Consider the following 12,952-nt stretch of genomic DNA (forward strand, 5'->3'; position numbering starts at 1 on the left):
TAAGTGAAGTAGTTGCCTTGCCTGGGTTGTGATTCGCTTTCAAATTTGTATCTTTGACTTATTAAATACAGCCCATCACCGAAAGCCGAGGCGTATGCAAATGTTGTGATTCGCTTTCAAATTTGTATCTTTGACTTATTAAATACAGCGAACTCGGCCAGCCGTGTTTTATCCTCATGTTGTGATTCGCTTTCAAATTTGTATCTTTGACTTATTAAATACAGCAGAGCAAAACAGAGAAACAGAGTTTTCTGAGTTGTGATTCGCTTTCAAATTTGTATCTTTGACTTATTAAATACAGCACAATCTGCATAGTACCTTATAAGTCAAACAATTAAAACAACAATCAGAATTAAAAAACTGAAGCTGTATTTTGTTAAAAAGCCGGCTTAGCTACCGGCTTTTTGCTTTCTAAAAAAGTTCAAGTTGTTGAGGAGGCACTTGCGACTTTGTCTCCTTGGCCTGGTAAAATATCTCCATCATCCCGAATTGTTTATCGGTGATGCACAAAATTCCCACTTTCCCTAACGGAGGCAACGAAAGTTTTACCCGACGCATATGCACCTCGGCATTCTCTCGACTGGGACAATGGCGCACATAAATAGAAAATTGGAACATTGTGAAGCCATCTTGTAAAAGTTTTTTACGAAATTCGGCATAAAACTTGCGCTCACGCTTCGTCTCTGTCGGCAAATCGAAAAACACCAAGACCCACATAATACGATATTCGCTAAAACGGTCGAGATTCATCACATCTCAGGATAAACAATTTTACGCAGCTCTCCACTAAAACATTTATAGAGCGATGCCGTAGTTTGGGCTACGGCCACCATCAAAGGGCTACGACGCCCTTGTACACTTACCTCTACGGTAGGTAGAGACAAGAGTTTGGCCTTCAACTCGGTTGTCAGTATGGTATAATCAAGGCCACTCGTCAGGATGTTGCATACCTCACGGTCGACATAAGGACGATAGGGTTCCATTATATCATCGGCCAGGCAATAGGCATTGTAACGATTGTGATGATGGATACCCCATGTTGGCAACAAGCCACTAACAACCAATGCACGCGCCACCACCGCTCGCACTATGGCATAGCCATAGTTAAGCAGATTGTTGGGTGGATCGCCTTCGCGATCACGACGGAAATACCCAAGTTCGGGAAAGAGAACCGACCAATAGTAGGCTGCTGCGCGAGCCTCCATATTGTCGGCATCGCCACTGCGTACCTCGCCTACCCAGGCTCGCATATTTTTTGCTACAATGCCTCTCGACTCCAGAACGGCCGCCTGATTGGCAATTTTCTGCTGTACTGTCTGCTGCCACAACTGTTTTTTCAAAGGTTGCGATGCCGCAAGTTGATAACGAAATCGTTCGTTCTGCGTTGTATTTCCACACAAAGGGAGCATCAGCCCTACGGGCATCCGGCTCTTATCACAGGTAATTACAGCACTATTATTCTCGAGTAGAGCCTCAAGCAGTCCATGGGTAACTGTAATTTGCGAGTGATCAAGTACCACGACACCTATATCTTCGATAGGAATTGTTCGCTCGGCTTCCCGCTTGAAGGTATCGGGCAACGCATCGTTTTTCGATACCTCGGGCAAGCGCAAAACCAACTGACCGTTGCGCAAGCTCAAGTATGAAGGATTGCCGAAATATAGCGTGCGCTTAATCATAATACTTCGTCTATTTCACCCAACACCGACAAATGCACCTTATGGGGATTTTGAGAGAAGAATGAGGTAAAGCTAACAATCCTTTTCAATTTTCCCATACGGATAGACAACGCATCATTCCGCTTCCCGTTGTACTTATCGTCTACCGTAGTTTCAATGTGGTATCTGAAACAATAATACATGGACGATATATTCTGCACCCGATAGAGGTACTTGTTCAGCAAGGCATAGTCGCGATGGTCCATGGCATAGCGATAATCCTCCTCGCTCATGCCCAGAATAAACATCTCGTTCTGCTGCAACGATAGCACAAACTGCCACTTCACATCGGGGAGGGTTTTCAGGAAGGCCTCTGAGAGGTCGGTTCGCTGCAACACACTGTCCCACACGGCTCGCGGCTGTGTGATGATGGCCGGTAATCCCGCACGCCGGCGGTCAACCGCACTCCAGAAGGTCACCACCTGTTCCTGGTATTTGCCCGACTCGTCGCGATAGATGGCCACATGATGGTTGTTTCCCGGGTTGGCCCAGGCTATGGGATTACCCTCCGCATCGTACCTGAGCGGGACCAGCGTATCGACCGCAGGCCGGGCCAGGCACCGCACGGTGCGAATGGCGACACGCCCCTCGGCATCGCTATATACAGGGGTGGCAAAGGCCTTTTTGGGATCATCGTCGTACTGGGCCAAACGGTCGGAGAGTATCTGGCGGATACCCTCGTCTACCACTTTGTCGAGAGACTTGCGATCGATTGAAGCAACGGGATATTTGAGCACGGCATACGGCACTTGCACGGGATTGCCCTGCTTGTCTTTCTCCCATCGGCGAATAATGCCATATACACTCTCTTCGCTCAAGGCTCCGCGAGGCACCAGCAACCCACGCTGAGCCACCACCCGCTTGCCCTTCTTGCGAGTGTAGCGCTTGCCGGGGGTTACCGACTTCTTGCCGGCCTTGAACGAAATCAATATCTTGTCGGCAGCCTCACGCACCTGGGCTACCGTGAAATGGGGCTGCGACTGGATATACCGTTCCAGATTTTGAGAGCGCACATCTTCTTCTCCCTCTTCTCCTTCTACCTTGCTTTGAGCGTTCATGCTGTTCAACCGCTGTATGTAGCCCTGCTTGGTGCAGGCTATCGTGAGGGCATCGATAGCATGGTGACGATGGTCGAGACGCTTGGTCCACCCGACTATCTGCTCTTGTTTCATCACACTGCCGTTGTGTTGCACCTCTTTCATCTCGGTAAGCCCTACCAATTGGTAACGGGGCAGATTCAGGTCGTGCAACACAGTATCCCATCCCCACGTATGCCTCAGAAAATCGGTCACCGTACCGCTGGTTGCCGTTATCTGGCGACACACCATCGAGAGCAGTTCGCGAGCCTTGCGGGCAATATACTGGCTCTCGCGCAACTGTCTGTCTATAAAATCCTTGGGAATATCTTTGCCGGGGGTAAGCAGATTGCGCCACTTGGGTTTCAATATCTTGCCCCGGTCCAGAAGGTCGTTTACCCGACCGAGATAGTTCCGGAAACTCTCCGCATCTTTCGACGCCATATAATCGTAGGCGGTTCTGTTTCCCTTCTCGCTGTTGCAGCGGCGACACGAACAAACCTTGTTCATAAAGCTGTTGTCGAAATACAACGACCGGGGTATGATGTGCTCGACCTCTACGCCGAAGCCCCGCAAAAAGTCGCTCACGTCGACCGGCTGTCCGCAATAGATGCAGCGGTGCTCGGTCTCCTCCCACATCTTATACTTCTGGATACGCGAACGTGTGGCGGTGCCATACTCGGCTATGCGGGCGGCAATCCGCTCGTTCTCACGCTGGGTGCGCAGGATAGACTTGTAACTCTTCTCCCGCTCCTCCTTGCTCTGCTTCAGCTCACGAGCCAGCTCCACCCGTATCTCGTCGAAACGGCCATAGCGGGCCATCAACGCATTCACCACATTGACCATCTGGTTGAGAATCTTCTCCACCACAGGCTGCCGCAACTCGTTTTTGCGAATAGCCGGCAAACGGTCGAGCAGTTGGCGCGCCTCGCTCTCGGCCTTGGTCTCGATGCGGCTGTGATTGTATCCGGCAGCGGCACACGCATCGGCATAGTTCAGCCCCAGTTGCAGGAAAGGTAAGATGCGGCGCATCGCCTTGCTCGACTTGTTGCCGAAACCGGCCTTCACGAAATCGAGCTTGCTCAAGCGGGCAAGCACCTCTTCGTCGTCGATACCGAACTGCCGGCGCAACACGGCCTGCAACTGCTCGCGGTCGTCGATCGAATAGAGTACATGCCAAAGCCTGTACAACGGCTCCTGCTCGAACAAAGTATCGATGATGGGCAGAATCTCGCCCGTCTCCTCGTCGACCAGCGTAGAGGTCGTCTCACGGACGTTGAACTGCAACAAACGCTCCTGGTCGGGGTAATCGCCCAATGCCCTGGCTATATCGATACGGGTCTTGTTGCCCGGGATACCGGCCTTGAACTGGTCGCCAAACCGGAAGCCGCCCGACTTGGGCAACCCCAACAGCTTCATCAAATCGCCTATCTTGAGCTTTTCATGCGTATTCATAAACTCCAGAATCCGATGCTTCTGCTCCAGCGAAATCACTAACACCTCGTTCCGGCGGTCCCTAATTTCAATGTGGTTTATGCTCTCCCACAACCGGCAAAGCTGAAACAGCGGAGAGGTGCGGGGTGCAACCCGGGGACCGGAAAACACCTTTTCGCCGGCCGCATTCACATAGGCGCGCTTCTCAAACTCGCAGAGTGAAACCAGATGCTTGCACGACTTCAGCGGCCGTTGGTAGTATATGATTTCGTCGCGTATGCTGCGGATATTCTCATCGGTCAGAACCTGCGGATAGAACTGTCGCTGACAGGCCATCACGCGGTCGAACTCCTCGACATACGCCTTACGTGGATAGACCTGCTCTTTACAGCGATAAAAGGGATCGGCACTCAACGACTTGAACAGATGCTGGCCAATGGTCAACCCCTCGGCCGTCAACTGGTCGTATCGGTTGAGAATCGTCTTCACATAATCGGTCGTCTTCTTATCGCCCGAAAAATCGCTCTTGGTCGACTTGTATCCCCGTTTTTGATTCAGATGCAGCAACACCCGCCCCAATTCGGGCAAGGCAATCTGTTCGGTCACCGCACGCGAACGCAATCCCCACAACTGCAATTTGGGCAATCCTCGCAACGAAGCATCGGGCAGCATACCCAAAGCCCGCAACTTCTCTATCAGCGCCGACCGGCGCAACTGGTAACGGTCATACCCCCTACGCTGTCCGCGCGTCTGGGTACGTTGAGCATTCACCGACTCCCCGTTACCCTGGGTAAACGACGACAACTCCTCGGCCGAAAGCTGCACAATACGGCTTCCCATTGCCACCAATTCACGATTATCTTCATCTTCACGAACAACAGCCCATCCTATACTCGAAGAGCCTAAATCCAGCCCCAATATATTTTTCATATCATCGTATGTTTATGGTATTCTCTATTTTTTTGTAAATGTAAAAATTTTTATCTATATACAATATTATTAAAAAAGAATTCCTATATTTGCTCTACAAATTTGAAAGCAAATCACAATAAGGATTATTCCGTTGTGAAAACATTTGAGAGGGGGAGCATCTTGCTCCTCGTCTTTTTTTATATAACCCAATCCCCTTTCTATTTACCCAAAGAGACTCTCATCTATCGCTATTCCAGAATTGCCGATAGCGTAGAAAGGCGTCGGTCAGGTCGGGCTGTATCGCCTCCTCGAAAAAAGCAGCATCCTTGCCCGGATGCCAATTTCCCACCACCTGCCCGTCATCAAGAATCACCGGATAGAACAAGCCGTTACGATTATGTATCCGGTGGCGGAACTCCTCTTCAAAAGCATGGTGCCGACTTTTATAGCCAATGAGATATTCGTCGTACGAGGGCAGCAGAATCACCTGCCGGCGGTATCCCCTCACCCGGCAATCGCGATGTATAAAATAAGTCTCCCCGGCATACGGCTCGGTAATCAACTCGCTGCGGATCGACTCGATGGCTGCCCGACACTCGCCCACGTTCAAATTCGACCACCACACAAAATCCTCGAGAGTGGCCGGGGCGTGACTCAGGAAATACTTCCGGGCCAACAAAGCGAGAGCCTCTTCCCGCAACATGTCCGGGGCTTGAGGTATTCGGTCATCGACCAGCGCATAGGTATTCTGCCTATCGTCCAACAAGCCGTTGCAAATAATACCGTCGGCCTCGGCTCTACGCAGATAGATTGACATCACGTGGGCATTATCGACCAGGCCCTGCTCCTCGAGGCTTTGCAAGAGTGCATCCTTCGGCACCGACCCCTTCCCCTCGAGCGACCGGCGAATAAGGTCATTGGCACGTTCATACTCCCACTCTTCAATCCTTCGTCCGCAATACAACAAATATCCCCGAATAGCAGTCCGGTTCTTATCGGCACACAACGAGAGCATCCACCGATAGTCCTTGGCCGCTACCAGTTGCCAGGTACACCGAAACAGATGCGAACGTACAATGCTGCCCGCATCATACGCTTCCCGGAAGGCCTTCATCGAAGGCTTCTTCAGCCTCATACCTACTGCCCAGCGCAACATCCTACACTCTTGAGCCTGCACCATACCCATCCACGAAACCAAATCGGGGACGGAGGAAAACCGCGAACTCGCCAATTGTTGATTAAGAAGTCGTATATGCGAAATATCCATAGCACTCTATTGTTCTGTAAAGATAGATGAAATATAGGCGACTCGACTGATCTTTGTTGAAAAAAACTCGGCCTATAACTAAAAGCGAAGAGAAAGAGGTACCGGATGTGTAAAAAGAGATTTGACCGAGTATCGGTAGATAACCGTAAAGCGGCCTGGCCGATAAAGTCACAGAGGGGCAGCAAGCCCGGCGAACAGCCTTTTCCCGAATCTCGCAGGCGATTCCCGGCCAATCGACCCGGCCGGACCTGAAGGGTAAGAGGCATAAAAAAAGAGGTTCAAGTTTCTTGAACCTCTTTGCTGAGCCACGACCGGGACTCGAACCCGGGACCTTTTCGTTACGAATGAAATGCTCTACCGACTGAGCTATTGTGGCGATTGCGGTGCAAAGGTAATACTTTTGAGAATACCGACAAACTCTTTGGCCTATTTTTTTCGCTGCAACCACATATTTTTTTCGCCCGACTCGCCCGACGGTTTCCGAATCGGCTGGTCCACCCTCTCATCGAAGAGAGCTAATCGGCTTACTCTACGCTACTTACACAGCCAATACCCCTTGCTGAAAACAAAGAGGCGGAACGAACTGCATCGCCCCGCCTCCTGTTGTGCGTATATCATCGACCGGCTATTTGGTTTTCTGCCGGCTGTAAGTCAACTGCAATCGGATATGGTCCATGTCGATTTCGGCCAACGCCGGAGCCGAGATGTAGGGAACTATGTCGGTCACCACCTCTTGCTCGTTGTACGAGTAGTAGTAATAGCTGCTACCCGACGATACGGTCTCGCTGTATACCGATACGGGTACGAGCACAATCTCCTCGTCGGCATCGGTAATTTCGGTACCCTGGCGCTTCTTCTCGATGACATCGTTCAGGAAGGTACGCAGCCCGGTAAAGCTATACTTGCGGGTATCGCTGTTGTATTCGGCATAGAACGAGCGTACGTTGTCGGCCAGCTCTTTCTTCTCGAAGAAGCTCTGGAGCTCGCTCTTCCGCACGAAGAGCAGGAATTGCGGCGGCTCGAGTTTGTAATTGCTCTTGGGCAACTCTTTCAACGGGACTTCCAAGATGAGCGAGTTGATGAGGCCCTGTATGGTAGAACCGCCAGCCCCTACCGACTCTTCGAACGAGCGGACAATCTCGCGTGTGGGGAAATGCAACAGTACGTTCAAGCCCGCCGGAGCCTGCAAATAGACCCGACCGGCATCTATATTGCTCTGCAATGTAGGGTCTATCTCTAACCGGATATGGTTGCCTGTGCTAATTTCGGGCGTTACAGCCATAAGGGTCTGGGTCGAAGCGTAGGTAGAGTCTTTATCGTTAATGACCGTGGTTTTGGTGTAGTGCAGGTTCATCACCGAGTTTTGCACATTCACTACGCAACCGCTGCCGTACGAGGTCTTCACATAGAAACCGGGGAAATATTGGGTAAACCGGCTGGGCGAAGAGAATACGAGCGGATCGGTTTTGTACTTCTCGAAGAGCTGCTCGGCCATGGCATCGGGCAACTTCACCCGTATGGTCTTGTAACCCAACTCGACCAGCGAATCGGGCAAGCCCAGGAACGAAGCGTTGTAACTCTTCAAAGCGATGGGAGCGCTCTGTGCATTGTAATATTCGGCCGGATCGACACTGCTGTATACCGGCGATTTGAGCTGTTTCTCGAGCGGATAGACACTCAACTGCATGGGCGCCAGCGAATCGCCTGTAAACGACTCGGTGTTGTAGCTCAAGTAAAGAACCAGCGAGTCGAGACGATCGACACCTACCGTATCGAAAGTAGAGGCCGACATAAACTGCGTGAGGAAATCGGTCTCCAACTTTCCGTATCCGGGTATCGAAATGCGCCCGATCAACTGGGTTATCGTGCGCCCCACCACACTATCGTTGGGAATAGACTCGGCTGTTACCATCTTTTGGAAAGAGGAATCCACCACGATTTCGAGATCCGTATCGACTATCGACGAGCCTATCATGCTGTTTTCGTCGCCACAGGAAGAGATGCCGATGCCTAAAGCAAAGACAAGAGCAACCGGCAAAAATTTAAAAACTTTCATTTCTATTTAGTAACTGACGTTATTCGTTCCCTACAATTTTACTGTAAAAGTCGTTATAGGCATCAATATAATTTTCGGGGTCCTGATATCCCAAGAAGGGGATATTCAGTTGCTGAACGTAATCGGTAACTTGAGAGTCGATGTGCTGGCTGGCCTGAATGACACCATCGCAATACTGCACGGCCAGCTTGTTGAGCATAACCGGGTCTACCGAATCGCCTACGGCGAAGGGGAGATCGCTATCCTGAATACCCTCGAGTTTCAATTTTTCGGCAAATCGAGGATCGAACGGAACTTTAAAATCATTGTCGTACAACGAGTAAATCACCTTGGCATCACGGAACGAGGGATCCTCGGCATAACTCTTCTTGATGTACAACGGAGCCAAGGCCGTAATCCAACCGTGACAGTGGATAATGTCGGGGGTCCACCGCAACTTCTTCACCGTCTCCATCACGCCACGCACAAAGAAGATGCTGCGCTCGTCGTTATCGGGGCGCATGGCCTCTTCGGCCACCCCGTCGGCACTACGCTGAAAATAGTCGTCGTTGTCGATAAAATAGACCTGCATACGAGCCGATTGAATAGAAGCTACCTTGATGATAAGGGGGTGATCGGTGTCGTCGATGATCAAGTTCATACCCGACAACCGAATGACCTCGTGCAACTGATTACGACGCTCGTTAATAGACCCGTACTTAGGCATAAACGTACGAATCTCGTGCCCTCTATCCTGAATACCTTGCGGCAAATGGCGACATACATGGGCAATCTCCGATTCCGGCAAATAAGGAGTGATCTCCTGGGCAATAAATAGAACTTTGGCTTCTTTCATTCTACCTCTTTAAACTCGATTAGTTTTGCAAAGATAATAAAAAAAACGGCGGGAACCACGAAATATTAGAAGTATTAACAACAAAAAATCGTCAGACTTCTCATATTTTCCCCTCAACCCAAAATATTTAAGGCCACAATCCATAAAAAAGCTCTCTTTGATTTCGTCAATTGGGTTTTATTTGCTTCTTTTGCACGATTTTTTAACCAAAGTTCAATTATGAAAGTATTCACAACAATCGCCGAATTGCGCCAACAGCTCGATTCGGACAGGAATGCCGGTAAAACGATAGGACTTGTACCGACAATGGGCGCCTTGCACAACGGACATTTGCAACTGGTAAAGACCAGCGTCGCCAACAACGACGTGACGGTGGTGAGTATATTTGTCAACCCTACCCAATTCAACGATAAAAACGATTTGCGGCTCTACCCCCGCACGCTCGACAAGGATTGTCAGCTGCTCGAGTCGGTAGGCTGCACCTATGCCTTCGCCCCCTCGGTCGAGGAGATGTACCCGACCGAAGATACCCGTGTATTCAACCTGGGCCCCGTGGCCGAGGTGATGGAGGGTAAATATCGTCCGGGACACTTCAACGGCGTGGCCCAAATCGTGAGCAAACTTTTTGACATCGTGCGCCCCGACAATGCCTATTTCGGAGAAAAAGACTTCCAGCAGATTGCCGTCATCCGAGCCATGGCTGCCCAGTTGGGATACACCTTCAACATCGTGGCCGTGCCCATCGTGCGCGAGGCCGACGGCCTGGCTCTGAGCAGCCGCAACACCCGGCTCACCGAGTCGCAGCGAAGAAATGCCCCCAAAATAGCCGAGACTTTATTTAAAAGTCGTACCTTTGCAGCCGATCATTCGGTGAAAGAGACTATCGATGAAGTGGTCGCCACCCTCAACGCTATCCCCGAGATGCGCGTAGAATACTACGAAATCGTCGACGGAAACACGTTGCAACCCGTTGCCGACTGGAACGACTCGGACTATATCGTGGGTTGCATTACCGTATACAACGGAGAGGTGAGACTGATCGACAACATCGCTTATCGACGTCCCGAAAAATAACACATCAGAACCATGCTTATAGAGGTTGTAAAATCAAAAATTCACAGAGTAACCGTTACTCAAGCCGATTTGAATTACATCGGTAGCATCACGATCGACGAGGATTTGATGGACGCGGCAAACATCATTGCCAACGAAAAGGTCTCTATCGTCAACAACAACAACGGCGAACGATTCGAGACCTACGTCATCAAGGGCGAACGGGGTTCGGGCGTCGTATGCCTCAACGGAGCCGCCGCCCGCAAGGTACAACCCGGCGACATCGTCATCATCATGGCCTATGCCCTGATGACTCCCGAAGAGGCTCGCGAGTTTACACCGGCCGTCGTATTCCCCGACACCGCTACCAACAAACTGATATAACCGAATAACCTGCTTGCGAATGCCTGCCCGATTCGTCGAGTGGGCATTTTCGCTATGTAACCCGACCGATAACAACCAAACGACCTGCTTTATCGTATGTACAGCCGCAAAGATATCTGGAGCATCGCACTCCCCATCTTAATCAGTCTATTTGTTCAAAACCTCATCAACATCACCGACACCGCCTTCATGGGGCGCGTGGGTCAGGTCGAGTTGGGGGCTTCGGCTCTGGCCGGAGTCTTCTATCTGGCCTTCTACATGGTCATCTTCGGCTTCAGCACCGGAGCCCAGATACTCATGGCCCGGCGCAACGGCGAGAGGAAATATCAGGCACTGGGCCCCATCATGGGACAGGGCACCCTCTTTCTGGTCTTCTTCTCGATACTGCTCGTGGGGGCCTCGCTGGTGTGGACACCGCGACTGCTCGACCTGCTCATCTCATCGCCCGCCGTATGCAAGGCCGGCGAAGATTACATGGAGTACCGAATCTTCGGGCTGATATTCACCTCGATAGGGGTCATGTTCCGCGCCTTCTTCGTGGCCATCACCCGCACCCGCGTGCTCATGGTCAACGCCATCATCATGACCGTGGCCAACGTCGTGTTCAACTACATCTTTGTGTTCGGTAACTTCGGGGCTCCCCAGATGGGCATCGCCGGTGCCGCCCTGGGTTCGGTCCTGGCCGAAGCCTCTGCAGCGCTGCATTTCTTCCTCTATACCCTCTTCTGCATCGACCGGGAGAAATACCAGCTTTCGCGCGTACGCTTCGAAAACTTCGCACTCATCCGCGAGATACTCAACGTGTCGGTATGGAGCATGATTCTCTACTTCCTCACCATCGCCACATGGTTCCTCTTCTTCGTAGCCGTAGAGCATCTGGGCGAACAGCCGCTGGCCATCTCGAACATCATACGCAGCACCTCTACCCTGCTGTTCATGCCGGTCAATGCCTTCGGCGCTACCGCCTGCACCCTCGTGAGCAACGCCATGGGGGCCCACCGCGCCGACGATGTGATACCCATCATCAAGCGCATTATCAAGATGTGCTACACCATTGTGGTACCCCTCATCGTCCTGCTGTGCATCTTCCCCGAGTGGATTCTGCGCATCTATACCAACGACAGCATCCTCATAGAAAGCTGTACGGCCTCGATCTACGTGATGACCATCTACTACATGCTGGCCCTGCCGGGTAACCTGCTGTTTCAATCGGTATCGGGCACGGGCGACACCCGCACCGCCTTCCTCATCGAGATGGTAACCATCGTCTTCTACACCCTGGCCATCTATGTGATTATCGTACGCAACCGCGTAGACATCTCGCTCTGCTGGACCGTCGAGTATATCTACTGGGGATTCAAACTGATGCTTTCGGCTCTCTTCTTCAAGAAGGCAAACTGGAGAAACAAGAAGATATAAGGGAACAAACAAATACAGCCGGAGCCGCCCCAACAGGTGGCTCCGGCTCTTTATTTCTACAAATCGTCGATGGCCGACTTTCGCACAACCTGGCCATTCTCCTTATCCTGATAGACCAGTTGCACAAAACCAGACAAAACCTCTCGGCGCTCTATACTGAGAGTGATGTCGCCCTCGTCTGCCGAAAACCGAGTGACATATTTACACTCTCCGTTTTGAAGAACTATCATGCGCCAAGCATCATCTTCATCTCCCATATAGCTTGTAAACCGCTCGACACACGATACGGGCCGGCCATACTTCTCGACCAGCATCTCCTTCAAAGTCTTGTAATCGCCATACAGATTTTTCCACTGGTCCTGAATGGGGAAACAGACGGTTATCCGGGAGACCAGGTCCTGGTTGTCGAGCGTGGAGACATAGACCTCGCACTGCTTGAACCCGGCAAAGTCGCCCTCGAGACGATGTATCTCGTCTCGTCGCCCCGAAGTCACTTCGAAACCTTTGCCTTGCATGCGCGAGAGGAATTGTGCCAAAGACCCGTCGATAGGTACGCCTTTGAATTTCAAGTGTGTGCTTTGTTCCATAGCCACCGAGTCGGCCGTAGCATCGACCTCGACCGGTTCCAAATCCTTATTCTCATCGTCGGGTTCGCTCTTCCATACACCGGCAATTCGAAGACACAACAATACCAACACGACAACCAGAAGAAATGTGAAGAATTTTTTCATACTGCAATCGATTAAAATCAAAGTCTCGTCGGCCTACCCCACCCCGACTACCGAGAAAAGTCCTGTG

10 protein-coding genes, 1 tRNA gene and 1 CRISPR repeat array (1 of these 12 running past the window's edge) are annotated in these 12,952 nt (G+C 51.2%); of the genes, 3 read left to right on the forward strand and 8 right to left on the reverse strand.

The genetic code is table 11. The features are described 5' to 3' along the window. A CRISPR array of direct repeats spans positions 1-302; the repeat unit is 47 nt; unit sequence GTTGTGATTCGCTTTCAAATTTGTATCTTTGACTTATTAAATACAGC (it extends 436 nt beyond the left edge of the window). Positions 303-411: 109 nt separating this feature from the next. The 7 genes from cas2 to ABGT88_RS09515 form a co-directional block, all read right to left on the reverse strand. Beyond that, the gene (gene cas2, locus ABGT88_RS09485; protein WP_346702859.1) at positions 412-750 is read right to left on the reverse strand and encodes a CRISPR-associated endonuclease Cas2; all 339 of its coding nucleotides are present in this window, start codon (positions 748-750) and stop codon (positions 412-414) included. Continuing rightward, positions 750-1,679 carry a type II CRISPR-associated endonuclease Cas1 gene (gene cas1 / locus ABGT88_RS09490; protein ID WP_346701752.1) on the reverse strand — a complete coding sequence of 310 codons (930 nt, stop codon included), beginning with the start codon at positions 1,677-1,679 and terminating at the stop codon, positions 750-752. The genes cas2 and cas1 overlap by 1 nt, the downstream gene beginning before the upstream one ends. After that, complete coding sequence (gene cas9, locus ABGT88_RS09495; protein ID WP_346701754.1) at positions 1,676-5,158, reverse strand: type II CRISPR RNA-guided endonuclease Cas9; 3,483 nt, start codon at positions 5,156-5,158, stop codon at positions 1,676-1,678. The genes cas1 and cas9 overlap by 4 nt, the downstream gene beginning before the upstream one ends. 220 nt (positions 5,159-5,378) lie before the next feature. After that, entirely contained in the window at positions 5,379-6,407 is a 1,029-nt protein-coding gene (locus ABGT88_RS09500) for a winged helix DNA-binding domain-containing protein (RefSeq protein WP_346701756.1), read from the reverse strand. A 303-nt stretch (positions 6,408-6,710) separates the two neighbouring features. Further along, positions 6,711-6,783, reverse strand: a tRNA-Thr gene (locus tag ABGT88_RS09505). Between the two features lie 249 nt (positions 6,784-7,032). Beyond that, a complete protein-coding gene (locus tag ABGT88_RS09510) occupies positions 7,033-8,463 on the reverse strand; it encodes a DUF4270 domain-containing protein (protein ID WP_258327750.1) in 1,431 nt (476 codons plus the stop codon). Positions 8,464-8,482: 19 nt separating this feature from the next. Next, positions 8,483-9,298: a glycogen/starch synthase gene (locus ABGT88_RS09515; RefSeq protein WP_087409614.1), complete on the reverse strand. Its 816-nt coding sequence runs from the start codon at positions 9,296-9,298 to the stop codon at positions 8,483-8,485. A gap of 219 nt (positions 9,299-9,517) precedes the next feature. Here ABGT88_RS09515 and panC point away from each other — a divergent pair, with 219 nt between their 5' ends. From panC to ABGT88_RS09530, 3 genes are all read left to right on the forward strand, one after another. Then, the gene (gene panC, locus ABGT88_RS09520) at positions 9,518-10,372 is read left to right on the forward strand and encodes a pantoate--beta-alanine ligase (RefSeq protein WP_087409615.1); all 855 of its coding nucleotides are present in this window, start codon (positions 9,518-9,520) and stop codon (positions 10,370-10,372) included. Between the two features lie 12 nt (positions 10,373-10,384). After that, the gene (panD, locus tag ABGT88_RS09525) at positions 10,385-10,735 is read left to right on the forward strand and encodes an aspartate 1-decarboxylase (protein ID WP_025279494.1); all 351 of its coding nucleotides are present in this window, start codon (positions 10,385-10,387) and stop codon (positions 10,733-10,735) included. 96 nt (positions 10,736-10,831) lie between these two features. Beyond that, positions 10,832-12,154 (forward strand): MATE family efflux transporter, encoded by a 1,323-nt coding sequence (locus ABGT88_RS09530; protein WP_346701759.1) that lies wholly within the window; start codon positions 10,832-10,834, stop codon positions 12,152-12,154. A gap of 56 nt (positions 12,155-12,210) precedes the next feature. Here the strand turns inward: ABGT88_RS09530 and ABGT88_RS09535 are convergent, their stop codons facing one another. Beyond that, entirely contained in the window at positions 12,211-12,885 is a 675-nt protein-coding gene (locus tag ABGT88_RS09535) for a hypothetical protein (protein WP_346701761.1), read from the reverse strand. Positions 12,886-12,952: the final 67 nt, after the last annotated feature.

Origin of the sequence: Barnesiella sp. An22 (assembly GCF_963931395.1) — a bacterium.
Lineage (GTDB): Bacteria > Bacteroidota > Bacteroidia > Bacteroidales > Barnesiellaceae > Barnesiella > Barnesiella merdigallinarum.